The following is a 24,787-nucleotide window of genomic DNA, read 5'->3' on the forward strand; positions in this document are numbered from 1 at the left end:
GTTAGGCTCCATGACCGGATTTGGGTCCGGTATATACCGCACTGTTGCCGCGCACTGTGCGTCCTGTCGAAATCAGGCTCTCACGGGCTCCTTGCATGTACAGGGAGCCACGGGGTTCAGGGACTTTCATAGCATGCGTTGGACCGTTTTCGTATTGTCCACCCAGATGCTCACGGACAATGTAAAGCGGACGTGCTTTGGTTTCGTCATAAATGCGTCCAACATATTCACCCATAATACCGAGAATGATCAGGATCACCCCGTCGAAGATCAGGCTGATGCTAATCATAGACGACCAGCCCTTCATCACATAGGAGTCGGTGAAAAAGTTGAGAAACAGTACGTACATCAGATACAGGAAGCCGGACATGGATAGAAGTGCACCGATATACCCTGCCAGCTTGAGCGGTTTAATCGAAAAGGATGTGATCCCGTCCAGACTGAGCTTGATCATTCGTTTCAACGGATATTTGGTTTCGCCTGCGAGCCGCTCGTCGCGCTCATATTCTACAGCAGTTTGTTTGAAACCGATCCAGCTGACCAGTCCACGAACGAATCGGTTATTTTCCGGTAGCCGTTTCAATTCTTCTATGACCTTGCGATCCATTAGGCGGAAGTCCCCGGTGTCGACCGGGATATTAATATCCGTTGATGCTTTAAGTACACGGTAGAAGAGGCTGGCAGACCATTTCTTGAAGCGAGTCTCGCCATTGCGTTTGAGTCGTTTGGCGTAGACCACTTCATAGCCTTCCTTCCACTTGTTAGCCATCTCAACAATCAGTTCCGGCGGGTCCTGGAGGTCGGCGTCAATGACGACGACCGCCTCCCCCACCGCATAATCCATCCCGGCAGTAATCGCTAGCTGATGACCAAAATTGCGAGAGAAATCAATCAATACAATGGTGTCATCTCTGAGGCTGAATTCCTTGATCAATTGGACGCTGCGGTCCGAACTTCCATCATTTACGAAGATCAGCTCGTAGGGCTCACCCATCGAGCCCATAACTTGTTTCAGCCTCCGGTAGGTTTCCGTAATAACGGCTTCCTCGTTGTACATCGGAATAACAATGGAATAACGGATGGGTTCACTCATTCGTAGTTCCTCCTCATTTATAATGTGATTTCGTATAAAGTACCGCTTCCGCCACGTTCGTCTCCGCCAGGGCCACCTTGACCATCCTGGGCGTTTGCATTGCTGTTCGTGGTGTCGCTTCCGCTCTCGGTTGCTTTAACGTCTGTACTTGTTTCGCCTGTTGTTGTTTTCCATTCATCTGAAGGAATCACTTTGCCGTGTTCTTTGATCCATGCAGTGACTTCAGAGTTACCGCCGTCTGGTCCGCCACCTCCACCAGAAATCATGAAGTACTTCACTTGGCCGCTTTCGACCAGCGCCTTGATTTTATCGACGGTATAGACTGGATCGGAAGATACAAAACCGTTCATAATAATTACTTTTTGTCCGGCCTCGACCAGGTAAGGAGCAGCCGTTGAATAATTACTTGCTGCAAAAAGGTAGGTTTCACCTGTGTTATTTTTTTGCAAGTAGCTCAACGTTTTTTGATCTAAACTTTGGCTACCGTTGGGTCCCCCCATTCCTCTGGAACGGGTAGAAGGTTTTTGTTCCGTGTCTGTACTTGTTTGTGTGCCTGAAGTATTACCGTCAGGGCTGGAATTCTCTGCATTATTGGTCTGGTTATTCGTTTGAGTTCCTTCGGCTTGTTGTCCATTGGCGCTCTGACCTCTATTGCGATCATTGCCTCCCGGCATTCCACCACCACCGCCAAATTGAGTGGGTCCGGCTTGTGGAATCATGCTGTTCCCCCCGTAGATGATCGGTGTCAATGCCCAGTATGCAGGACCGATAAACATAGCGAGTACACTTGCAATGATGGCGAATCTTGTGAACTTCTCAGATTTCATTCGTGCTACTATCAGCAGCACCGTGCCGATGATCCCTAGGATCAATACCGCGATGGACCAGCCGCTGCCAATGGTATCGTTGTAATTTTGCAAAACAAACCAGCTAAATACCGAGGTTGCCAATACTGCTGCGGGTAACAGCCAGGAGAGCCAGTTGGAACGCTCACGATACTGCTTCCACAATTCTACGAATCCTGCTCCAAAGAGCGCTGCAATTGGTGGCGCGAGCATAATCAGGTAATAATGATGAAAGAATCCTGCTACGCTGAAAAACGCAGCTACGGGAATCAACCAGGCCAGCCAGAAGATGACCTCTTTGTGTTTTTGTGTGATATTACGACGTCGAATGCTTGCAAGCAGACCGATGGAAGCAATCAATGCGAATGGAAGCAGCCAGCTGGCTTGACCTGACAGGGAAGATTGGAACAACCGCAAAGGTCCTTTTTCGCCAGTGCCGAACATGCCGCCACCGGAATTTCCTCCCGGTCCACCGCCTGGACCACCCTGGCCATTTTGCCCGTCTCCAGGACCACCTTGTCCGTTGCCGCCAAATCCACCCGGTGGCATTTGACCACCTGCACCGAATCCGCCTGCTGCCATGTTGTTGGCACCAGAGTCATCCGTAGTGGTAGTGCTGTCCGATGTTGTAGTCGTCTGAGCTTGATCTGTGTTCGTATCGCTGCTATTCGTTGTAGCGTTATTGTTCCGATCCGTGCGTTCACCGCCACGATTGCCACCTGTACCCTGATCTCCTGTCAGACGGGACAGGCCGTTATAACCAAAGGCCAAATTCAGCACAGAGTTCGTACCGCTACTTCCCATATAAGGGCGTTCATCTGCCGGAGTGGAGTCCACTACGACTGCCCAGGAGAGCGATACGATCAGGAGGACAACTGCTGATCCTACCAGTGTTACTGCTTTTCGCTTCCAGTTAAACTTGGAGGCCAGCAGATAGAACAGACCCAATGCCGGAACGATCATATAGGCTTGCAACATTTTTTCGTTAAAGGCGATGCCTACGACTGCGAAAGCAGCAAGGATCAGCCCGGTTTTGCTATTTCTAATGCCTCTGAACAATAGCCATGTTGCGAGCAACAGTGTGAAAACCAACATAGCGTCGATGTTATTCGTGCGGCTAACCGCTACGGCTATCGGTGTCGTTGCCATGGCGAAGGCGGCCAATCGTGCGGCCATCGTACCAAAGCTCGGTTTGACGAGTAAGTAAACGAGCAAGACTGATCCGACCTGAGCCAGCGCCTGTGGCAAGATAACGCTCCATCCGTGAAGCCCGAATATATAGGCGCTCAGTGTCTGAATCCAGAAAACCACAGGCGGTTTGTCTACCGTTACCGATCCGGCAGAATCAAGTGAGGCGAAAAAGAAGTTGTGAAAGCTCTGTAGCATGCTTGCTACGGCCGTCGTGTAATAGGTGTTTACATATTTGTCTTGCCAGATGTTGTATCCGTTCAAAAATGCGGATATCAGCATAATGATGATCAGGGGGATGTCCGCCCTGGTCTTAAACCATTTCTTAATCATGTTCATTCCACTCCCTGTGAAAATTCTTTGTATTTATTCCGTTGTTCTAGCCGCTATCTTCAGGACTGCGGAATGACCAGTCGCTTCTGATCTTGGCCCGGTGAACTACCGGCTTGCTATTATCATGCCATACGTACCTTAATGGGTTCTGAGCGCTCCCTGAACGTTAGCTGAAAGCTGAGCAGAGGTACTTTTTTTGCGACAGGATTCAGGTATATTAGATACAGGTAAAAATGAACTGACTTTTTTATGAGAAAAATGCGGCCACATGAAAGGGAAGATTAATAATGAATCCAATACACGGAGTTAAAATTATGCTGGCAGATGATGAGCCTCATATTTTGCAATTTTTAGAGCTTGGACTGATTAATGAAGGATATGAAGTCAGAACCGCCGAGAACGGGAGTAAAGCGATCGATTTGGCAAGAGAGTTTCGTCCGCATGTAGCGGTGCTGGATGTGATGATGCCGGAAATGAACGGTTTTGAGGTGTGCCAAAGTCTCAAGGAGACGGAGGATAACATCGCGGTCATTATGCTGACCGCCAAGGATGATGTAGACGATCGGGTAAAGGGATTAAAACTCGGCGCGGATGATTATGTCGTAAAGCCCTTCAGTTTTAATGAGCTGCTGGCTCGCATTGAAGCGCGCTTGCGCAATCAGTTCCCCGATCTGCTGGGGGAAGTGGTTCACGGCCCCTTTCAAGTGGATGATCGACGCAAGGAAATTCGTTATCAGAGTCAGGTGCTGGAGCTGTCGCCTACCGAATATGAACTATTGAAGTTTCTGGTGCTTAATCACGGGATTGTGCTGAGTAAAAGTCGTATTCTGGACCGGGTATGGGGGTACGATTTTGGAGGCGAGGATAATATTGTTGAGGTGTACATTCGCTCCTTACGTGAAAAACTCAAAGACAAGGAGCACCGGGTCATTCGTACGCTGCGCGGTGTGGGCTACCGGGTGGATCTGCTATGAAGGCGGGCGGGAAAAGTCGGAGAAAATATGCACTTCGTTCTCTCCGGTCCCAGCTTTTGGCTAGAACGTTACTCATTTTGGCTTTGCTGCTCGTATTGATTGGTTTTCTACAATATTTTCTGATGAAAGATTTTCTGTATCGCAGTCGGGCAGAAGCTATGGATACGCAGTTAAATTCAATTCCTGCCGATTTATTGATTAAGGATTCGCAGGAGCAGAGTGGGGTAACCGCTCCCCAAGAACAAACCAATCGGAGGAATAATCGACCGGGGCCGTTTTTGTTTTGGCCGGATATGTCGCTCGCTTCTATAGATACAGACGGCACTTTCCAGAGCTTGTCCAACGAAAACGGACTTAAGCCGCCACGTCTCACCACTGAGCAATATCATGCAATGCAGCAGAGCAAACGCATGCGCCACGGCTATCAATTAATCACGGATGCTCAGGGGAAAGAGCAACTGGTTGTATTCCGTCCGCTCGGTCCACCTGACCGTTCGTCCGGTTTACTTCAAATGGGCGTATCCACGACTTCTATGCAAGAGCAATTGATTAACCAGCTCCGCACCTTTATTTTATTGTCTCTGATTGCGCTTGCGATTGGGTTGGCGCTTATGCTTCCTGTGCTGAGCCGCACGTTGGTGCCCCTTTCCAGGATGGTCGAGGCAGTCAAACGTATTGATGCGGGCAATCTGGCCGAGCGCTTTGACGCTGAGCAGGGGCAGTATGAGGTGGATCGTTTGGCGGTTTCATTTAACGGGATGCTGGAACGGCTGGAGCATTCTTTTGCTGCCGAACGGGAATTGCAGATGCAGATGAGACGATTTATTGCGGATGCTTCCCATGAACTGCGCACCCCGCTCACGTCTATTCACGGCTTCTTGGAAGTGCTGCTTCGTGGGGCAGCATCTAATCCGAAGCAGCTTCAGTCGGCACTAGAAAGTATGTATGGTGAATCCAAGCGGATGAATAAACTTGTCTCTGATTTACTATTGTTGGCTAAACTGGATCGAACACCGGAGTTGAAGCTGGAAGACATATCACTAGATGCGTTGCTGCTGGAAATGAAACCGCAGCTCCTTATGCTGGCAGGTACACGTAAAGTGGTTTTTGATATGACGGCAGGTATACGGGTATTGGCAGAGGGGGATAAAATCAAGCAGGTAGTGCTCAACTTGTTTCACAATGCTGTTCAGCATACCGATATGGAAAGAGGTGTGATCCAGGTAAACCTGTCTGCAGGTAAGAAGTTGGTGGATATCCAAATTCGTGATAACGGACCAGGCATGAGTAAAGAACAGCTGGAGCGGATATTTGAGCGTTTTTATCGTGGAGATGAATCGCGTACACGTAGCTCAGGCGGGGCGGGCCTTGGTCTGGCCATTACACAGTCTATCGTAGAAGCACACGGCGGGAACATTACGGCCGAAAGCACACCGGGAACGGGAAGTGTATTCAAAGTAACGTTACCTTTAGCGGGAACAGTATAGTATTTAAGATTATGGCGTAACATAAAAATAGCCCCCCGAACCGCAGCTTTGGTTATAACACGGCTCGGGAGGCTTTTCTATTGTTAGTTAATCAGCGAAGCTTTCTGTAAAAGCACATGCAGCACCTTGGCAGATGCCTCACGGGTTGTAGGTGCATTCGGCTGGAAGTAGGAGGAGCCTTTAATCGCTTCTCCGTTGATGATACCTGCTGCACTTACTTTTTCAATACTGTCCTTGGCATAGCCTGCAAAGGATGAAGCATCATGGTACGGTGTACGTGCAGGGCCATCGACTGCTGCTTTGATTTGAAGCAGATCTACAGCTTTACCCAGCACGACAGCAATTTCTTGACGACTGATATTAGCGTTCGGATCAAACTTGTCGCTGCTGCGACCCGTAATCAATCCAGCTTCATAAGCGGCTGCTACATCGCCGGAGTACCAACTACCTGCCGGGATATCACTGAATGGTGCAGCAGTACCCGGTGTCAGGCCGAGTGCCCGAGTTACCAGGGCTGCAAATTCTGCACGTGTCACGTTCTTCTTCGGTGAGAAAGTCGTTTCGGTCGTGCCGTTAATCAGCAACTTGTTCGCCAGCGATTGAATTTCGGATTGGGCATACGACGATGAAATATCTTCAAAGCTAACGGGACGTGTCGCCGCTGCATACGTCGAGAAGCCCGGTCGGCTTACCTTGACGACGGTAGATCCATCAGCCTGCTTGGTGAAGACGGATGGAACGGGATAGACATTTCCGTTTGCCGTATAAAGTACACCGGCTGTATTGGAATCAATTTGACCAGGTACGGTAAAGGATCTGCTTATGAACTGTCCTGGAGCAACTTTGAGCGATTGACTCTTGCCACCAGTGACAACATTAGCTTCAAACCCTACCGGGATGCCGATCACATTGGAGCCTTTCAGCTTACTTGTAAAAGTGCCACTCGCCTCTCTCTGGCTGCTGATTATCACTTCAATGCCTGCACCAGCAGGAACATTTTTCAGAGCGGATACTGGCAAAGCCAGAGAAGAGCCTGTATTGCTTACAATCAAGCTGCTTCCTGCTGCAGCCTTGCCCAACGTTACCAGTTGTGTGGAAGTGAGCGATGCTTTCGTCGTTTGGCCTGCTTGGCTAGTAGCCGACAGTACAATAGCTGTCGGGCTGGAACCTGCTGCTGTCACGGCACCCTGTAAATCTGCATCGGTTACTGTCAGCGACTGTACATTATTGTTCAATGCAACGGCTGTAGTGACAGTTTTAACAGCCTGCCCTTGTTTCACAACGCTTTGAAGTGAAGGTGCAGATGTAGAGACAGGAGTGGATGTGTTCGTTGCAGCAGAAGGTGTAGTATTGCTTCTGCCGCCACCTCCACCACCGCCGCCTCCAACACTACCGCTGGATGCGGCGCTATTATCCACACGGATAGCTTTAGTGGCGGTGAAGAGTTTAGGACCTTTAGTAGTGCTCTCGACTTCGCCTTTTGCATTCAACTCCGGAGCGCTGACTTCCAGCTTGTATACGCCGTCCTTCAAATGCTGAATCACGGGCTGACCGTTAGCATCCAAAACAGATTTTCCATTGTCATCTAATTCGGCGTAACTTCCGTCAATGCCCTTGAAGGAGTAGACGCCTTGTTTGAGGCGTGCATTGTCACCTTGTTCCTTGGAGGTCGTAATTCCATCGATCAGACCGATTAACTTGTCATCTACGCCGTACACATAGAGCGCGATCAGGTTCGTTTTATCCGTAGTCAGGCGGAATGCCAAATCTGTTGAGCGTTGAGCACCTGTACGACTCGGATAAATAATTGGGTTGGTGACACTCAAGTCCTGCAAGCCAAAGCCAGTTGTAGGATTTTCTTTGCCGACATGAACGACGAACGGCAGATGAAGTGTTGGCAGTCCGGCGCTTTTTAGAATAACCTCCCCTTCATATACACCTGTGGCTGCACCCGAATTTGGTTGTACAGACAGGAAGAACGGTTGCGATTTACCGGGTTCTGCTGAGATAGCTCCATTCGCGCCGATACCTTGCAACTGAACGGAAAGGTTGCTTACATCTGGCGTGGAGATTGGCTTCTTGGGATCTGAGGTTACAATATCATGTAAAATATAGCTCGCCTCATACTGTACAGAGTTAGTGGACAGGTTTTTGAGTTGAAGCTGAATCTGCTTCGCATCACTACCAGGTCGTAACACCCCGAAGCTGGCGGAAGGATTGTAATTCACAACCTCCTGCCGATTAAAGTTCTTGTCGAGAATCGTGATCTTTTCAACAGTTTCCAGCAGAGCGGGAGTCTGAATCGCATTAGCGATGTTTACTAGGCCTGCACCTTGGGAATACACATCATATTGGATTTTATCCTCATTGAAGAGTGTAACCGAAGTGTTGGCGAGCGCAGCGCGGATATCAAACGGTGTCCAGTTTGGATGCTGTTGCTTCAGCAGCACAGCAAGTCCAGCCACATGCGGAGACGCCATACTTGTACCGTTGCTACGACTGTAAGCTTGCTCATAAGATGCATCTGGATAGAACTTGGCGAAGGCGGGGTAGGTTGACAAAATGCCAACCCCCGGTGCGCTCACGTCTGGTTTGATGCTAAGCAGTTCATCTCCGTTCGGTCCGCGGGAGCTAAATCCGGCCATCGTATTGCCTGCATTATCTGTACGAATATAATCTGCTCCAAAGGAAACGGAGAACTTCTCTCCCGCGTTGTCTACGATTTGTTTAGCCAGCGCACGACCTTCCTTACCTTTCATGTCAAAGGTGGGAATAAAGTCAAAGCTATCGCCTAGGTTAACGTTCACATAATTGTCTAAGTCTGAAATAGAGGCTGTTAAATCTGCCTGCGTGGTATCACTCGTTTTTGCTTGTCCATTAAAAACGATTACAGCCTTCGCACCGTTTTTTTTTCGCATTTGCGATTTTATCCACGAATGCCAAGTTGCCGCGTGAAACGAGGACGATTTTTCCTGCTACGTCTTTCCCTTCAAAATCATCAGGTTGTCCCAGATTCGCATATACGAGCTCATAAGGGGCAGTTCCCAAAATGGAGGCAAAGTCTTCTCTGCCTGTCTCCCAGCCCATCAAATTAAAATCATAATGTACATAAGCATCATCAGTTACGGTCTTTTTCAATTCACCGTTAGCCTCCCAATAGGAGTCACGGGTGACCGAAGCTGTACCCGAGAAGCTTTTGCTCGGCGAAGTGGCTGCACCGACGGAAATCGCCAACTGTGATGTTGCGGGAGAACCCATGGAATAAAAATAGGGGCCTTCCTGTGCCGCATTACCATTCGCTATGACCGCGACTACGCCGGAAAGTACAGCATTATTAATAGCGATGGAGTCGGGGGAGTTCGGGTCCTTTTCGGAATCCGAGCCCAGCGACAGGTTAATGACGTTCATACCATCTTTGACAGCGCGTTCAATGCCATCAATGACCTGTGCGGAGGAACCGGAGGAGCGTCCCGTCTTGGTATTGCGTCCAAGCACTTTATACACGTATAAGTCCGATTTATAGGCAATACCCTTTTGCACAATATCCGAGGATTTATTTGCGGCTTTACCGGCAATTGTGCCGGAGACGTGAGTACCATGTGTCGTTCCGCTAAAACCTGTGCCGTATGGGTCATTTTCTTTTTCAAGGAACGGTTCCTCGTAAGGGTCGTTGTCTTGTTCAAAAGAGTCATATCCGCCTTTATAGGCTTCTTTCAAATCCGGATGCTCATAATCGATACCAGTATCAATAACCCCGACCTTGATTCCCTCGCCATTCAATCCTTTGGCCCAGGCTTCAGGAACACCAATCTGGTCCAGCGGTGCGTTATCATAAGTGGCTTCACTGGCTGTAAGTGTTGGCGGGTCCTGTACGGGGATGGAATAATACGTTTTGTTTTCATGAATGGATTTTACACCTGACAGTTTAGCCAGTTCTGGAATCTTATTGGCTGGTAGTGTGACCTCCAAGCCGTTAAGCACCGTGTTGTACTGGTAATTCACCTGAAGAGAAATACCATGCTCAGCGGCTTGGTCTACGAACGTAGTTTGCTCGGTGGCAATCGCGGATTCCGCTTTTTGCTCAGATTGAGCTGTGAAAGCTTGGAAGCCTGAACGTGCCGCATACTTGTCCACGGCTAAGGGCTCACCATCAAGCTGTACGATGACTCTGACCTGGCGGGAAGAATCTGTGCTTAGCTCTGGCGAAATGAAGGCCGGAGCCGCCTCAATAGTCAATGCTTGCTGAGCTTCCAAAAATGAGTTGATTTGCAGATCTGCGGTAGCAGCAGAACTGACAGACGGCAGAGACAAGCTTACCGTCAAGGCAAGAGCGAGTGATACGACAGGTATTTTTTGCAAAATGATCGGCTTTTTCAAAGATTTCCCTCTTTTCAATCAAAATATGATATGTCTACATACTAGGATTTGAAGCCACTGCCGTTGTTCTCACGCCTCCCTTAATATCTAAAATAATAGAATTGACCACTGGTGACTAACTTGCCAGTTTTGAGGCATATCTTACCATATTGGTGGGATATATTACTATATGTTTTTTATATTTTTAGAAAAAATAAGGGTAACATCACATATAGATTCCATGGAAATGTTATGAATTTACTAGATTATTTTTGAAAACAATCGAAGGGGAATGGGAGAATGCGAGATTTAATGATATAATCTGCATTGGAATTGTTGAGGTTTCACAATCATGTAAAATGCCTAAGGCAAAGGAGTCGATTATGTTGGCAAAAACATTGATTTTCGGGCATAAAAATCCGGATACGGATACCATTTGCTCAGCTATTGCTTATGCAGACTTAAAAACCAAACTGGGCGCGGACGTAGAGCCGGTTCGTCTGGGCGAGGTAAACGGGGAAACGCAGTATGCACTGGATTATTTCAAAGTGAGCGCGCCACGTCTAGTTGAGCAGGTTGCTGCTGAAACGGACAACGTCATTTTGGTCGATCATAATGAGCGCCAGCAAAGCGCCGCTGATATTGACAAAGTACGTGTAACTGAAGTCATCGACCATCACCGGATCGCTAACTTTGAAACAAGCCAGCCGTTATACTTCCGCGCTGAGCCAGTGGGTTGCACAGCCACCATTTTGAACAAGCTCTACAAGGAAAATGGTGTAGCGATTCCGAAAGAAATCGCAGGTCTAATGTTGTCCGCGATTATTTCCGATTCCCTGTTGTTCAAATCCCCAACCTGCACGGATCAAGACGTGGCTGCTGCTCGTGAACTGGCTGAAATTGCTGGTGTGGATGCAGATCGTTACGGATTTGACTTGCTTAAAGCGGGGGCTGATTTGAGTGGTCACACCATTGAACAGTTAGTAAGTCTGGATGCCAAAGAATTTCAGATGAATGGTCGCAAAGTGGAAATTGCTCAAGTGAACGCAGTAGACGTCAACGATGTGCTATCGCGTCAAGCTGACCTAGAAGTTGCATTATCCCAAACCATTGAGGCCAAAAATCTCGATCTGTTCCTGTTCGTTGTAACAGACATTGTGAACAGTGATTCCATTGGTATTGCCCTGGGAAGCCAAGCACAAGCGGTTGAGAAAGCCTATAATGTACAGTTGGATGACAACAAGGCTGTTCTAAAAGGCGTTGTATCGCGAAAATCGCAAATTGTGCCTGTATTGACTGACGCTTTTAACAGTTTGTAAGGATAAAAAATAAGCCTCCTGAACCCCTGCATAATGGCAGTGGAAGCAGGAGGCTTATTTTTATTTCTTCAGTTCTGCCAGGACGTCTCCGATGCGGAATTCAAATGCCAATTTCAACTGATCGCTCATCAGGTGCCAGGCGTTTTCAGCTACAGCGAGATCGCCGCTATGGGTAAATGCATGTGCGGCACCCATGTATTTTTTATACGTCACGGGCACATCTGCTTCAATCAGCCGTTTGGCGTACGACTCGGCTTCGTCAGCCAAGGAGTCCAACTCCGCGGTTATGATCAGAGCAGGAGGGAGATTATGTAGTGATTCTGCAAAAATGGGGGAAACTAACGGATTCCGCGCCTCCTCTGGTGAGTGCAGGTAGCTTTCATTAAAGATCTTTGCTACTCGTGGCGGAATCGCTTTCTCGAATTGGGGCTTCAATTTGGGATCTGTAGCAATATCTAATGGTGGGTAATCCAGTACCTGATATATAATCGGAAATTCCTTGCGATCCCGGGCCATAAGACACAGCGCTGCCGCTAGATTACCACCTGCACTGTGTCCCCCGACCGCAATGCGTTGAGGATCTACGTTGAGCACATCAGGATGCTCGTACAACCATTGGGTCACATCATAGCTTTCCTGTAGCGGGATAGGGAATTTATGCTCCGGGGCCAAGCGATAATCGACATTAACGACAACGCAATTCGCACGTTCAGCAATGACCGGACACCAGGGATCATCCATTTCGGCGCTGCCCATTACAAAGCCGCTGCCATGGAAATTCACAAATACAGGGAGTGGATCAGCAGACCGGTGAGAAGGTTCATATACAATCACCCTGGAGTCACCAACAGAGGTGGGAATGATCCTTTCTTTCCGATGTACTTTGGGAGAATGCGAAGGTTTGAAATCGGACGCAGCTACCATTCTGCCAGCCGATATGCGGGCAAGTTTGACGAACAGTTTTTGTCTCAGTCTTCGCACCATTTTTCTCTCTCCTCTCTGGAGTCGGTTAGACGCGAACCTTTGACATCTTCAAACGCAGAACGTACGCGTGACAAATAGGTTTGGAACTGACAGATTTCCGACTCACTAAAGTCTGACATCAGACGTGAAGCCAGCCCTACGAAAAAGGGGTCCATCTGTTGAATTTTACTTCTTCCTTTATCGTTCAGGGACACGAACACTCCCCGCTTGTCATTGGGATCGTCATATTTATTAATGAATCCCTCTTGTTCGAGAGAAATAACCATAGAACTGATTGCTGCCCGGCTTACCCCCATCTTTTCAGCCAAAGCAGAAGGAGATGACATTTCATCTCTTTGCGCTGAAAGTACACAAAGCGCGATATATTGCCCGTAGGACAGACCAAATTCACGCGAACGTTTTTCCATGTTTTTACGTATTTCATACGTTATGGAAAATAAATCTACCAAAACACCAATCGGTTTATTGCCACCTGGAAAGAGATTATAGGCCAGTTGACGAATTTCGGAGTCCAAAAAAAAGAACATGCGATCCACCTCGATGTAGTTAATTAGTTAACTGTAATTTAATTAACCACTGGTTGCAATGATTTATACAAACTTTGTTCCGCATTTTTTGAAAATATATCTGTAAAACGTCACATCCAGGGGCCGATACACTGATCGGGTCTCTGATTCACAAAGGCTTGTATGGAGGGCTGACGCAGGGTACGTCCTTCTTGCCACCGCCATTCAATATATTGAACCTTGGCGGTATACATGGGTTTCACCCAAAATGCGTCCTGATGCCGATCCGGTTTATTGCTAAAAGGTCGCTCCGATATGGTATGTGGTAGCAGGCGCTCGGTAAGTTGACGCCAATCTTCCCGAGTCAGCTTACCCGTCCCCACATGCCCGATATAGCGCAGCATTCCTTGTTTATCATATTGGCCCAGCAACACAGCATTGATAATGCCTCCGTTTAGGGTATAGCCACCGATAACGGCAATGATATCGCCATAATTTTTGACCTTGAGCCATCGTCCGTCCTTTCCGCCCAATGTGTACGGACTATCCAGCTTTTTACACACAATGCCTTCCATTCCTTGGCTGCACATGACCTGAAATAGAGCTTGTCCATCAGGATGAGCGGGAGCTAGTTGAATCCGTTCATTCGGTATGATGATCTGATGCAGCAGTTCAAGCCTTTCCTGTAACGGTTTAAGATGAACCCACTCCCCGTTCAGATAAACAATATCAAACAACATGTAAGTAGCGGGTACAGCTTCATAGGCTGACTGAACTCGATCCGTCCGACGAATCAGATCCCGTCGCATAATTTCATGGAACGATGGCTTACCGTCGGCACCGAGTGCGATCATTTCCCCGTCCAATATGACCGAATCAGCCTTACAGTAGGAGGGGAAGAGAGCAAGCTCCGGGTATAAAAGCGTTCGTTCATGCTGCTTGCGGTTAAACAGGCGTGTGCTGCCCTGGTCGTGATACGTCAAAATTCTCGTACCGTCCCATTTTATTTCATAACGCCAAAGGCCCGGATCTACAGGTACTTTTTCGCTCAGTTCTGGCTCAAACGGGATGACAGGTTTTAATTCCGTACGCAACGCAGCACCTCCCTTGCCTTAATTGGAATAAATATAGTGTCGACGATAGATCTTATTTTATGTGTCAGGATTTTGAAAAATTCGATTCCAGTCGCTCCGAAGTGCAAGATATAGACGAACTAAACCATTTCGATCTATATCTTGTTCATTTGAAGTCGCTTATGGGATTTTTGCAAAATCCTCGTATGTGATGTTTCGCTGATTCCTAAATAGGGGAATGATAAGGATATCTAGCGTCGGCATGAAGTGATTGCAGTAATACGTTAGCATGGAGTTGTAACGGGATTTTCTTCAGTCAGAAAGGAGATTGGTTTCATGAGACAAATTCGCGAGGAGGACCATGCAGTAGTCATGGTGGATGATGGACAGGTAGTTGCAGAAGTAGGCTATAAATCCATAGATGACCACTCATTGGTCATTGACCATACATTTGTATCCGAGCAGTTACGGGGTCAAAAAATCGGCAAGGAGCTCATCGACAGAGTGGTTGATATGGCAAGGAATCAGCATAAAAAGGTTATCCCTGCTTGCTCGTACGCGCTTGCTCTGTTCAAGCGCCATCAGGAATACAGTGACGTATGGCAGCAATGAATATGGATCATCAAGGCTGCTTAATTGCATAACCGACACAACACCGGAGCGGGTAATCAGACCTTCCCGGTGTTTTTTATGTGTGCATAAAGCTTGTAAAATCAATGCATTCTACCGTTGATATAGGGAAGTAAAGGGCTATTTCAAATGTTGAAGCATATTTTCTGACAGATGGCTGTGAAATTGTTCATACTGTTGTCACTTCACAGGCTGTCCATGAGTTCTATATAATATATTATGGTTATGACTACAACAGTAACGAAAACCTGAATTTAACGAAGGAGACGCTCATGATGAATAAAGCGAGTGAGGACAAGCAGTACGTTCCAACGAGCAATCGTAATTTTACAGCCTTGATTATCACCGTTTCCATTATAGCCAACGTGATTATTTTGCTGCTGTTCTTTTCGCCGATCGGATACCAGGGTAGTGTGAGTTTTGATCTCACTATTTTCCCAAGACTGAATGCGATTTTTAACAGCTTCACGTTTATTTTTCTGGTGGCTGCACTGGTTGCTATTTTCAAAAAGAACATTAAGCTTCATAAAACCTTTGTTTTGCTGGCCTTCGCCAGTACCGTTTTATTTTTATTTTCCTACCTGACCTTTCACTACATTTCGCCGGAAACTGCAAAATATGGTGGGGTGGGTATCCTTCGGCCGATCTACTTTACGCTGTTGATTTCGCATAGCATATTGGCTGCGATTATTGTACCGCTAGCACTGTTCACAGTTGTATGGGGATGGACGATGCAGGTAGCAAAACATCGTAAGATTGCGCGCTGGACGATGCCAATTTGGCTATATGTGAGCTTGACTGGGGTACTGGTGTACGTTTTCATGGCCCCATACTATTAATAGATGTGAACCCTTTGCGGGTTGATTTAGGAAAATGGCGTCTCTGCTGAAGAGGCGTCTTTTTTGTATCCAATAAAAGAAAAATTATTCCTTCTAAATTTATTTTATTGAAAAAACGTTCCTTCTTTAGCGGTATTTCTGCTATAATTTGCCTTAATCAACTAAGAACAAGGGGGTCACCATGTGACAAAGAAAGCGAAAGGCAGGTTACGGTTGCTTGTATCTATGCTGGCGCTGGTTGTACTGCTGAGCAGCTGCGGTGGTGGAGGATCAAAGTCGGAAAAGGTTGACGGAGGGAAAGTAACACTGCAATTTTGGACCATTGCACTACAACCTACATTTACCCCGTATTTCAATCGGGTGATTGCCGATTATGAGCAGAAGAACCCCAATGTCAAAATTGACTGGAAGGATTACCCTTATGATGCGGTAACCAACAAGCTGTTGACAAGTATCGCTAGTAACAGCAGTCCGGATGTAGTCAATCTCAATACAGAATTTGCTAGCCAAATGGGCTCCAAGGGTGCTGTTGTTGATATGAATGAGCATTTATCGCCTGAGGAAAAGGCTGCTTATTTCGAGGGTATTTATAATTCCACAGTCATTAACGGTAAAGCTTATGCGCTACCCTGGTATACCGGTACAGAAGTGCTTTACATGAATACAAAGCTGGTCAAAGCCGCCGGACTGGACCCTGCTCATCCGCCCAAAACCCGGGAGGAATTGTCTGAGTGGGGCCGTCAGATCAATAGAAAAATTGGCAAAGCAGGCTATGCTCAGCAACTTGTATCCAAGCTTTTCGCTGTGGACGGCATTCCCATTCTAAATAAAGAAAAGACATCAGCGGCGTTCAATACACCAGAAGCAGTCACCATGATTGATAAGCTAAAAAAACAGATGGAAGATGGCGTTGTACTCAAGGAAGACGCTGACTTCTCACAACAAGTGAAATATTATGCCGGCGAGCAGGTTGCCTTCGAGCTGGCAGGCCCGACGTTCATCAATTTTATCAAAACGGCAGCGCCGGATGTTTATAAGAACACAATTGCTGTTCCTGTCCCAACTGGTAAAGCTGATGTGCGGCTCTCCAACTCCATGGACCTGGTCGTACCTGCTAAGTCTGCACATGTGGACGAAGCAGTGAAATTTGCTGTTTTCTTGACAAACGCAGAGAGTCAAACAGCTTTTTCTAAAGCGGCGAATACACTACCTTCCACGAAAGACTCCATTAAAGATCCATATTTTACTCAGTCTGATAAATCATTAGAAGCACAAGCCAAGGTAGTATCCGCGCAAAGCTTGGATAAGGCGACAGATTATATGGTCGGTGTGCCTAATGCCAAAGATGTGAACAGTGCCATCGCGCGAGCTTTGCAAAATATTGTATTGAACGGCACGGATACGAAGCAGACGCTTACTGCCCTGGAGCAGGAAGTGAACGATATTTTAAAGCAATAGGTTTGACAGGGGAGTAAATGAATACTCCCCTGTTCATTTATCAAAATCAGGTGGTGATGCAGCATGATCAAATGGTTAAGGTCGGAGTCCTTTACGGCCTGGGCCTTTATGACGCCAGGACTGTTATTGCTTGCCGTCTTTGTATTTTGGCCTATTATTTACAGCATCCCGCTGGCATTGACAGACTACTCTGTCATATCAGATACCCATTTTGTCGGCTTGGATAATTTTGAAGCGGCGTTTAAGGACCGTAACTTTCTTATTTCGATTTGGAACTCATTGTTGTACGTGCTCATTGTCCCCTTTCTCCAAATTTTCTCCATCCTGATGGCCGTGCTTGTGAACAGCCGTATCCCGGGAATTAAAATATTTCGTACGTCCTACTACATCCCTGTTGTGACTTCGATGGTAGCTGTAGCCTTAATTTGGAGCTGGCTATTGGGCAATAACAGCGTAGTGAACTACTTGCTCATGCAGGTCGGCTTGATTAGCAAAGACATACACTGGTTATCGGACAGCAACTTGGCCTTGTATGTACTGATGTTCATCACAATGTGGAAGGGACTCGGGTATTATATGATGCTCTATCTGGCTGGATTACAAAATATTCCTCAAGATCTGTACGAAGCCGCTAGAGTCGACGGAGCAAGCCGATGGCGTCTGATTGTTCATATTACTCTTCCACTGTTAAGACCTTACGTTTTGTTCTGTACCCTTATATCACTCATGTCAGCTATTCGTGTATTTGATGAAGTATATGTACTAACCAAGGGTGGACCGGGAACGGCCACGTTGACATCCAGCTTGTATATTTTTCAAAAGGGCATGGAGCAGTTCAATTTTGGATATGCTTCTGCGCTTGGCTTAATTGTCGGTGCAATGATTGCCGTACTTAGTATTATCGTATTCCGATTCAATAGGAAAGGCGGTGTCAATCCCTATTGATGAATCTAAAGGATGACAAAATGCTACGCTCATCTCTTCCTAAAAAGGAAAGCAGCCGCATCATGCGCAGTCTTGCTCGAATGCTGAGAATGACGGTCATCTACGTGCTTCTAGTGCTACTCGCCCTCTTTTTAATGGGACCGTTCCTATGGCTACTCAGCGTATCCCTCATGCCAGGTCGTAACATTTTTTCAACGCCGCCCGCTATTTTTCCGACCTTTATCGATTTCGACAACTATGTTCAGGTGTGGCAGTTCATGAATTTTCCAAAGTATATGCTGAATACGGTCATCATTACGGTGTTGGGCGTTGTGCTCAATGTGGTACTCGCCAGTCTGACGGGATATCCCTTGGCTGTATTTCGTTTTAAGGGTAAAAATCTGGTGTTTACGCTGCTGATTGCCACGATGATTATTCCTTCCTACACCGCATTTATTGTGCATTATCTGACCATTCAAGGGCTCCATCTGGGCAATACATATTTGGGTGTGGTGTTGCCCGGGGCAGTCTCCGTGTTCAACATTTTTCTAATGCGACAGACGTTTATTCATATTCCCACTGATGTGCGTGATTCCGGTAAAATGGACGGCGCTTCGGAGTTTCGAATTTGGTGGCAGCTGGTGCTTCCGCTGGTCAAGCCGGCGCTCGCTGTAATTTCTCTGTTGGAGGCGATGTCGTTCTGGAACAGCTTTCTGTGGCCTATCGTTATTTTAAATGATACGGAGCTATATCCGCTGGCAGCTGCGCTCACGTATCTCAACGGTCAATTTGCCTATAACTTCGGTTGGATTGCTGCAGGCACAATGATTTCGGTACTGCCGATCATTATATTGTTCCTGTTTACACAGCGCTACTATATGGAAGGTTTGGCGGGAGCGGTAAAAGGATAAGCCAGTAGTCATGGCTACGAAGAGCCTGTGAATGGAAGGAGATGATTGCGATGAAATTGTCCAAAGGAATGGGGCCTCATTCGGGTGTAGGGTTATCACCGCAGGAGATACAATATTATTTTCGTGATGTGTATGACAGCGGGGAAAGGCTGGTTATCTCCGAACCGCGTCTGGTCTGTGAACTGTCCTCTCGCTTTGCAATGAATCAGGAGTATGAAGGTGTGCTGGACCCCGAGGGACCGATCAAGCTTATTGTGCCTCCAGGACCGGGTGTACCGACTGAAACACGGGGAAGCGTGCAGTTGGTGCTCGAATATGACGGAACGCTTGCTGCAGACGGATATCGGTTGGACATTCAGAAGGACGGGCGGATTGAAATCCATGCTTCCAATAAAAGAGGGCTCAAATACGGCATGGATGCCCTGCATCTCCTGCTTCAAGTGGAACAGGAGCGATGTACTCTGCCGGTGATGTCTATTCGGGATGAGCCTTCATTCCCGGTCAGAGGAATTATTGAGGGCTTCTATGGGAAACCGTGGAGTTTCGCGGATCGGCTGGATGCCGTCCGTTTTATGGCTGCGCATCGGATGAACACGTTCATGTATGCCCCCAAGGATGATCCATATCATCGTGAGCTATGGAGAGAGCCGTACCCTGAGGATACGTTTGACCAGATCCGCGAATTAAAGGAAGCCTGTGAACGGCATGAGATTGATTTTCATTACTGTATCAGTCCAGGGAACGACCTAAGCTTTGGCAGCGATGAAGATTTCCTTAAATTGACGGAAAAGCTGGCGGCCGTGATTGCGATTGGCGTACGTCATTTTTCTGTATTAATGGATGATATTGATTATGTACTCAAAGGGGAAAATCGACATTTGTTGGGCCGCTCGGGTCACGCTCATGTCTTTTTGACGAACAAGGTTCACACATGGCTGGCTGAACGGCTGCCTGAGTTTACACTGACAGTCTGTCCTTCGGAATATTGGTCGTATTGGGATACCGAATACAAAAAGGACTTCCGTGAGCGGCTGCATCCGGAGATTAAGGTGTTCTGGACGGGGTACTTTGTTTTTGCCCCACAGATTAGTCGCGAGCACGCCGCCAATAATCATGCGTTCTTCGGACATGAGCTGTGGCTGTGGGATAACATCCCGGTGAATGATTGTGACCATGATCGGTTATTCCTTGATCCGCTGCGCGGACGGTATTCCGGGCTACCAGACTGCGGACATACCGGTATGGTGGCCAACCCGATGAATCAGTGGGAATGCTCCAAAGTAACGCTCATTACGATGTCCCACTATATGTGGAACAGTGAACGGTATATGCCTGAGCTATCTTGGCAATGGGCTGCGCGGGAGTTAGCGGGAGAGCGTGCGGATGAACTGATGTTTTTTTGTCGTCAAAACAGGAACAGCCGACTGGGCGGCAGCGCGTATGAGGACGTGGATCTTGCTTTGCAAATGCGCGATATCCCTGCGCTGGATATGTACTTTGAGCGGCTGCTTCAGACCGTGAGCGTCCTACGGAACGTGCCTGCCGATGATCTAGCGGCAGGGTTCGTGTCCCAGGCCGCACCGTGGCTGGAACGTGCCGAGCTGGACGCGGGCCTATGGCAGGTGATGCGTCAAGCCGCGCTCAGCAGCGAGCGACAGGACGATGCACAGTCCGGGGAGAGCAGCACGCCGAGCGAAGTAGTTGACGGGCAAGAGCCGTCGCCTCTGACGGACGAAATCGCAGGAGAACTGCGACGCGGTATCGCTGCTTGCTTAGAAGCGGAGGCTCGGCTGGGTAGCAATCCGGCGATCCGTGCTGCCGCGCAGTGGGGTTATGTCGATCAGGACGAACAAGGCAAATATCGACTGATCTTGTGAGTGTTTGCGATGGATTATGAAACCAAGGCAGCATAGCTGCCCTGAAAATAATCATTTGCCGTTAGGATAACGGTAATTTTCAGGAGAGGTGGAACGTACGGTGAAGTCAAGCACCCGATTACTTTTTATACCGCTGGATGAGCGGCCCTGTAATTATCAATTTCCTTATTTACTGGCACAGGGTACAGACTTGGAAATGGAGCTACCCCCATTAGAATGGATGGGACAAAAGAAAACCCCTGGCGATACGACCAGACTATGGGCATGGCTTGAAGAACGCGCGGCTACTGCTGATGGAGCTATTGTTGCGATGGATACGTTGCTGTACGGAGGAATCGTACCTTCTCGACTACACGGTATGTCGAGCGAGCAGGTCAGAGATAGAGTGAATCGGCTTCGCAGGCTAAAGCAACTATATCCGCAACTGACTCTGTATGCATTTCAACTAATTATGCGTTGTCCGCAATACTCTTTGGCTGATGAAGAACCGGATTACTATGCCGATTGGGGTCGTGAGATATTCCGAAAGGGCTTCATTGAGCATCGTCAGGAGCTGGGGATCGCTACCGCAGAAGAGTTGCTCGAATTAGCTGATATAAACGAGCGTTTGCCAATGGAAATACTGGATGATTACTTGGGGCGTCGCCATGTGAATTTGGAGGCTAATGAAGTTGCACTGGATCTCGTAGCAGAAGGTATCATTGATTTTATGATCATCCCACAGGATGATTCGGCTCCCTACGGCTATACCGCCAAGGATCAGCAGCGGCTAAGAAGTCGTATTTCTGAGCTTGGGCTGGATTTGAATGTATACATGTACCCGGGGGCAGATGAAGTGGGTTGTACGTTGCTGGCTCGTTGGGTTAACAAGATGAATAATGTAGTCCCACTGGTGTATCCCCGATTGTCTGCTTTGCAGGGGGCATTCGTAGTTCCGCTTTTTGAAGATCGCTATTTTTACGAAACCTTAAAATATCAGATTATGGCGGCAGGTGGGCTGATAGCTTCCTCAGCAACGGAGGCTGATTTGATTTTGTTGGCTAACACACCCGGTGACACGATGGCAGAGGCTTCATCCCAGCAGCGTGCAATGACCGGATATGATGTACATCGGAATGTAGTAGAGCTGGTTGAGTACGGTTCTTATATGCTGCAATATACAGGTCAAAATGTTGCAGTTGCTGATGTGGGCTACGCCAACGGCGCAGATCTCAAGCTACTTAGACTATTAAAGCAAAAAGGACTGCTTTTTAAGCTGGCAGGTTATGCAGGCTGGAATACCAGTTCTAACACGCTGGGCACCGTCATTGCCCAGTCTATGCTGTATACCCACTATGGTTCTACGGAGGAACATTTGGATTTTCTGTCGCTGCGCTACGCCGAGGATGCCTGTTATTGCGCTGTGGTACGTACGGCTATGAATAACGGGATTGTGGAGCAGATGGGTTTTACCAAGTTTATGCTCGATGGACCGAGAGGCTCGGTAGCTGCGGTTATTCGCGGACGGCTGGAGCAGGCGCTCAATGAATATGTGAACGGGCCGGAAGGCCGCGTGGAAATTACAGATTGCTACATGCCGTGGAACCGCACCTTTGAAGTCGGATTAACCGTACGGCATCATGCCGAGAAGAGAGGGTGATTCCTATGGGAATGGAAGGTGTATTATCCAAAGTTCAGCACGGACTGATCGTATCCTGTCAGGCGCTCCCAGGCGAACCGTTACATGGAGCAGATTCTATGGTCAAAATGGCGCGTGCCGCACAGCAGGGTGGAGCTGTAGCGATTCGTGCCAATGGCGCATCGGATGTACGTGCGATTAAACAGGCGATTTCGCTACCAGTGATTGGCTTGATTAAGCGGGATTATGATGATTCTGATATTTACATTACGCCCACCCTTCGTGAAATGGAGGAACTGGTGGAGGCAGGCGCGGATATCATTGCGCTGGATGCCACATTACGACCGCGCCCAGCGGGATGTAAGCTGAAGAGGCTCCTAGATTATGCCCATGAGCAGGGAGTCACTTCCATGGCAGACATATCGACACTGGAGGAGGCGCTTCATGCGGCCTCCCTTGGCGCAGACTGCGTATCCACCACGTTATCCGGGTATACGCCGTACTCTACTCAGATTGAGGGTCCTGATCTGGAGCTGGTTCGGAGAGCGTCGGAACTGGTTCCTGTTCCTTTAATTGCAGAGGGCAAAATCTATGATCCAGCGCAGGTTGAGGAAGCATTCCGAATGGGAGCACATGCAGTGGTTGTAGGCTCGGCGATTACCAGACCTCAATTGATTACGCAGCGGTTTGCCGATGCCGCAAGGAAGGCAGTGAAATGCATCTATGGAGATGAACGACCGAATTAACACGTACTATCCTTCATTAACGAAATCGGAGCAGAAAGTCGCCTTATGCGTACTGGAGCATCCCGCAGATATCATATATTTCTCCGTGACGGAGCTGGCGGATTTTGCAGGTACAGGCGAAACGACGGTGATGCGCTTTTGTCGGAAAATTGGTTTCAAAGGTTATCAGGATTTCCGACTGTCCCTGGCACAAAACCAGACTTATCGTAAAACCGATATGGGCGAGGAGAACATCGACCCAGATAACGAACAAGATATTACGCGTACGGTGTATCACAACATGCTCGATATTTTGCACTCCAGTATGGGACTGCTGGACCATTCAGAGCTTGGTCGTGCGATTGCGTGTCTCGATCAAGCGGGCTATGTTCAATTTTTCGGCGTAGGCGCTTCGGGAATTTCCGCGCAGGATGCTAAAAATCGTTTCTTACGGATCGGGCGGCGCGCCGAGGCCGTGGCAGACGGTCATATTCAGTCGATGATGGCGGTGTCCATGAACCCGGGTGATGTCGCTATCGGCATCAGTGTATCAGGAAGTACGCTGGATACGAACGATATGCTGCACAAAGCCAAGCAAAACGGTGCAACTGTTATCGCAATTACGAATTATGCGAAATCACCCATCACCTCCATTGCAGATATCGTGTTACTGACCGCAGGCAAAGAAGCCCCGATAGAAGGTGGTTCAATCGGTGCTAAAATTTCACAGCTATTCGTGATTGACCTCATCTGCGAAGGGCTTGCTCGCAAGCACACGAGTCACACCAAACAGATGAAGGAAAAAACAGCGAGGGCGGTTATTGAACGAAGCTATTGAGATTTTTCAGTTGTGAATTGAAAACTGTGCGCTCCGACAGTTCAATGACTTGTGTTTGTGGTGCATATGAATGGCTATTCATGTATTGCTACTAATAGAAGGTTTGTAAAAAGAGCTAGTAAGCTTTTATGTGGGGCAACAAGGAGGTTGGTGTGGTGGCAGCTGCTGTGAACAGAGTCATTGGAATCGACATTGGGGGCACATCGGTGAAGGCCGCCATAGTGGCACCGGACGGATCGGTGCTTGATGAAATCCGGCTGGATACGGACGCTTCCCGTGGACGTGAATGGGTGTTGTCGCGGGTGTCAGAATCTGTGCTCGGATTGTTGCGTTCTTTTGGAGATACCAGCATCGGTGCCCATATAGATGTAGGCGCTCTAGGCATTGCTACTGCTGGCCGAGTAAATGTGGAGAGCGGCGAAGTTGTGTATGCCACAGATAACCTACCTGGCTGGCAAGGTACATCCTTGGTAACGTGGGCTAGAGAAAAACTGGCTTTACGAGCGGTTGCTGATAATGATGCGAACGCCGCTTTACTTGGAGAAGCGTGGCAGGGAGCGGGGAAGGGCAAGCGACGCTTGGTGATGCTCACGTTGGGAACAGGTGTCGGAGGTGCATATATGGAAAATGGCCACTTGTGCAGAGGGACTCATTGGAGTGGCGGTGATTGGGGGCACAGTATTCTATTCCCGGGGGGACACCCCTGCAATTGTGGAAAAAAAGGGTGCGCCGAGCAATATGTATCGGGGAGCGCCCTGTTACGTCGAGGTAGGGAACACGTCGGTAAATTGTACCGCTCAGGGAACGAG

At 48.1% G+C, this 24,787-nt stretch carries 18 protein-coding genes and 1 pseudogene (1 of these 19 only partly in view); 13 read left to right on the forward strand and 6 right to left on the reverse strand.

The window, feature by feature from the left end; genetic code table 11:
* Window position 1: 1 nt before the first annotated feature.
* The gene (locus JOE49_RS07450) at window positions 2–1,093 is read right to left on the reverse strand and encodes a glycosyltransferase family 2 protein (RefSeq protein WP_209940832.1); all 1,092 of its coding nucleotides are present in this window, start codon (window positions 1,091–1,093) and stop codon (window positions 2–4) included.
* A gap of 17 nt (window positions 1,094–1,110) precedes the next feature.
* A complete protein-coding gene (locus JOE49_RS07455) occupies window positions 1,111–3,459 on the reverse strand; it encodes a glycosyltransferase family 39 protein (protein ID WP_028541970.1) in 2,349 nt (782 codons plus the stop codon).
* A 287-nt stretch (window positions 3,460–3,746) separates the two neighbouring features.
* On the opposite strand from JOE49_RS07455, the gene JOE49_RS07460 reads away from it, so the two are divergent.
* A complete protein-coding gene (locus JOE49_RS07460; RefSeq protein WP_069080764.1) occupies window positions 3,747–4,433 on the forward strand; it encodes a response regulator transcription factor in 687 nt (228 codons plus the stop codon).
* The gene (locus JOE49_RS07465) at window positions 4,430–5,920 is read left to right on the forward strand and encodes a sensor histidine kinase (RefSeq protein ID WP_209940833.1); all 1,491 of its coding nucleotides are present in this window, start codon (window positions 4,430–4,432) and stop codon (window positions 5,918–5,920) included. Before JOE49_RS07460 ends, JOE49_RS07465 begins: the two co-directional genes overlap by 4 nt.
* A gap of 83 nt (window positions 5,921–6,003) precedes the next feature.
* Here the strand turns inward: JOE49_RS07465 and JOE49_RS07470 are convergent.
* A pseudogene (locus tag JOE49_RS07470) lies at window positions 6,004–10,297 on the reverse strand (S8 family serine peptidase).
* 362 nt (window positions 10,298–10,659) lie between these two features.
* On the opposite strand from JOE49_RS07470, the gene JOE49_RS07475 reads away from it, so the two are divergent.
* On the forward strand, window positions 10,660–11,595 hold the full coding sequence (locus JOE49_RS07475) for a manganese-dependent inorganic pyrophosphatase (protein WP_269321404.1): 936 nt from the start codon (window positions 10,660–10,662) through the stop codon (window positions 11,593–11,595).
* Window positions 11,596–11,655: 60 nt separating this feature from the next.
* Here JOE49_RS07475 and JOE49_RS07480 read toward each other — a convergent pair whose 3' ends face one another.
* The 3 genes from JOE49_RS07480 to JOE49_RS07490 form a co-directional block, all read right to left on the reverse strand.
* Entirely contained in the window at window positions 11,656–12,579 is a 924-nt protein-coding gene (locus JOE49_RS07480) for an alpha/beta hydrolase (protein ID WP_209940834.1), read from the reverse strand.
* Window positions 12,564–13,106, reverse strand: coding sequence for a MarR family winged helix-turn-helix transcriptional regulator (locus tag JOE49_RS07485; RefSeq protein ID WP_023986644.1), 543 nt, complete (start codon window positions 13,104–13,106; stop codon window positions 12,564–12,566). The genes JOE49_RS07480 and JOE49_RS07485 overlap by 16 nt, the downstream gene beginning before the upstream one ends.
* Before the next feature lie 110 nt (window positions 13,107–13,216).
* On the reverse strand, window positions 13,217–14,179 hold the full coding sequence (locus JOE49_RS07490; RefSeq protein ID WP_209940835.1) for an ATP-dependent DNA ligase: 963 nt from the start codon (window positions 14,177–14,179) through the stop codon (window positions 13,217–13,219).
* Between the two features lie 315 nt (window positions 14,180–14,494).
* Here JOE49_RS07490 and JOE49_RS07495 point away from each other — a divergent pair, with 315 nt between their 5' ends.
* The 10 genes from JOE49_RS07495 to JOE49_RS07540 form a co-directional block, all read left to right on the forward strand.
* Entirely contained in the window at window positions 14,495–14,770 is a 276-nt protein-coding gene (locus JOE49_RS07495; RefSeq protein ID WP_013308402.1) for a GNAT family N-acetyltransferase, read from the forward strand.
* A gap of 290 nt (window positions 14,771–15,060) precedes the next feature.
* Window positions 15,061–15,627, forward strand: a complete 567-nt coding sequence (locus JOE49_RS07500) for a DUF420 domain-containing protein (RefSeq protein WP_013308403.1) — start codon at window positions 15,061–15,063, stop codon at window positions 15,625–15,627.
* Between the two features lie 183 nt (window positions 15,628–15,810).
* Window positions 15,811–17,085: an extracellular solute-binding protein gene (locus JOE49_RS07505; protein ID WP_160788959.1), complete on the forward strand. Its 1,275-nt coding sequence runs from the start codon at window positions 15,811–15,813 to the stop codon at window positions 17,083–17,085.
* 63 nt (window positions 17,086–17,148) lie between these two features.
* On the forward strand, window positions 17,149–18,030 hold the full coding sequence (locus tag JOE49_RS07510) for a carbohydrate ABC transporter permease (RefSeq protein ID WP_013308405.1): 882 nt from the start codon (window positions 17,149–17,151) through the stop codon (window positions 18,028–18,030).
* On the forward strand, window positions 18,030–18,920 hold the full coding sequence (locus JOE49_RS07515; protein ID WP_023986649.1) for a carbohydrate ABC transporter permease: 891 nt from the start codon (window positions 18,030–18,032) through the stop codon (window positions 18,918–18,920). Before JOE49_RS07510 ends, JOE49_RS07515 begins: the two co-directional genes overlap by 1 nt.
* 50 nt (window positions 18,921–18,970) lie before the next feature.
* Window positions 18,971–20,797: a protein O-GlcNAcase gene (locus JOE49_RS07520; protein WP_209940836.1), complete on the forward strand. Its 1,827-nt coding sequence runs from the start codon at window positions 18,971–18,973 to the stop codon at window positions 20,795–20,797.
* A 100-nt stretch (window positions 20,798–20,897) separates the two neighbouring features.
* Window positions 20,898–22,436 carry a DUF4127 family protein gene (locus tag JOE49_RS07525; protein ID WP_160788956.1) on the forward strand — a complete coding sequence of 513 codons (1,539 nt, stop codon included), beginning with the start codon at window positions 20,898–20,900 and terminating at the stop codon, window positions 22,434–22,436.
* A gap of 5 nt (window positions 22,437–22,441) precedes the next feature.
* Window positions 22,442–23,161 (forward strand): N-acetylmannosamine-6-phosphate 2-epimerase, encoded by a 720-nt coding sequence (locus JOE49_RS07530; RefSeq protein ID WP_068938318.1) that lies wholly within the window; start codon window positions 22,442–22,444, stop codon window positions 23,159–23,161.
* A complete protein-coding gene (locus JOE49_RS07535) occupies window positions 23,139–23,978 on the forward strand; it encodes a MurR/RpiR family transcriptional regulator (protein ID WP_028541977.1) in 840 nt (279 codons plus the stop codon). The genes JOE49_RS07530 and JOE49_RS07535 overlap by 23 nt, the downstream gene beginning before the upstream one ends.
* A gap of 128 nt (window positions 23,979–24,106) precedes the next feature.
* A protein-coding gene (locus JOE49_RS07540) for an ROK family protein (RefSeq protein ID WP_071559441.1) crosses the window boundary here: on the forward strand, window positions 24,107–24,787 show its 5' portion. The gene runs 282 nt beyond the window's last position; only the first 681 of its 963 coding nucleotides appear in the window; it begins with the start codon at window positions 24,107–24,109; its stop codon lies beyond the right edge, outside the window.

This window comes from Paenibacillus sp. PvR133, from assembly GCF_017833155.1.
In the GTDB taxonomy this organism is placed as follows: Bacteria; Bacillota; Bacilli; order Paenibacillales; family Paenibacillaceae; genus Paenibacillus; species Paenibacillus polymyxa_B.

Bases quoted from the DNA above. Each gene is read 5' to 3' on its own strand.
- JOE49_RS07500 (WP_013308403.1), top strand. From the start codon at position 15,061: ATGATGAATAAAGCGAGTGAGGACAAGCAGTACGTTCCAACGAGCAAT.
- JOE49_RS07530 (WP_068938318.1), top strand. From the start codon at position 22,442: ATGGGAATGGAAGGTGTATTATCCAAAGTTCAGCACGGACTGATCGTA.
- JOE49_RS07515 (WP_023986649.1), top strand. From the start codon at position 18,030: ATGAATCTAAAGGATGACAAAATGCTACGCTCATCTCTTCCTAAAAAG.
- JOE49_RS07475 (WP_269321404.1), top strand. From the start codon at position 10,660: ATGTTGGCAAAAACATTGATTTTCGGGCATAAAAATCCGGATACGGAT.
- JOE49_RS07450 (WP_209940832.1), bottom strand. From the start codon at position 1,093: ATGAGTGAACCCATCCGTTATTCCATTGTTATTCCGATGTACAACGAG.
- JOE49_RS07535 (WP_028541977.1), top strand. From the start codon at position 23,139: ATGGAGATGAACGACCGAATTAACACGTACTATCCTTCATTAACGAAA.
- JOE49_RS07465 (WP_209940833.1), top strand. From the start codon at position 4,430: ATGAAGGCGGGCGGGAAAAGTCGGAGAAAATATGCACTTCGTTCTCTC.
- JOE49_RS07485 (WP_023986644.1), bottom strand. From the start codon at position 13,106: ATGTTCTTTTTTTTGGACTCCGAAATTCGTCAACTGGCCTATAATCTC.
- JOE49_RS07460 (WP_069080764.1), top strand. From the start codon at position 3,747: ATGAATCCAATACACGGAGTTAAAATTATGCTGGCAGATGATGAGCCT.
- JOE49_RS07510 (WP_013308405.1), top strand. From the start codon at position 17,149: ATGATCAAATGGTTAAGGTCGGAGTCCTTTACGGCCTGGGCCTTTATG.
- JOE49_RS07520 (WP_209940836.1), top strand. From the start codon at position 18,971: ATGAAATTGTCCAAAGGAATGGGGCCTCATTCGGGTGTAGGGTTATCA.
- JOE49_RS07495 (WP_013308402.1), top strand. From the start codon at position 14,495: ATGAGACAAATTCGCGAGGAGGACCATGCAGTAGTCATGGTGGATGAT.
- JOE49_RS07480 (WP_209940834.1), bottom strand. From the start codon at position 12,579: ATGGTGCGAAGACTGAGACAAAAACTGTTCGTCAAACTTGCCCGCATA.
- JOE49_RS07455 (WP_028541970.1), bottom strand. From the start codon at position 3,459: ATGATTAAGAAATGGTTTAAGACCAGGGCGGACATCCCCCTGATCATC.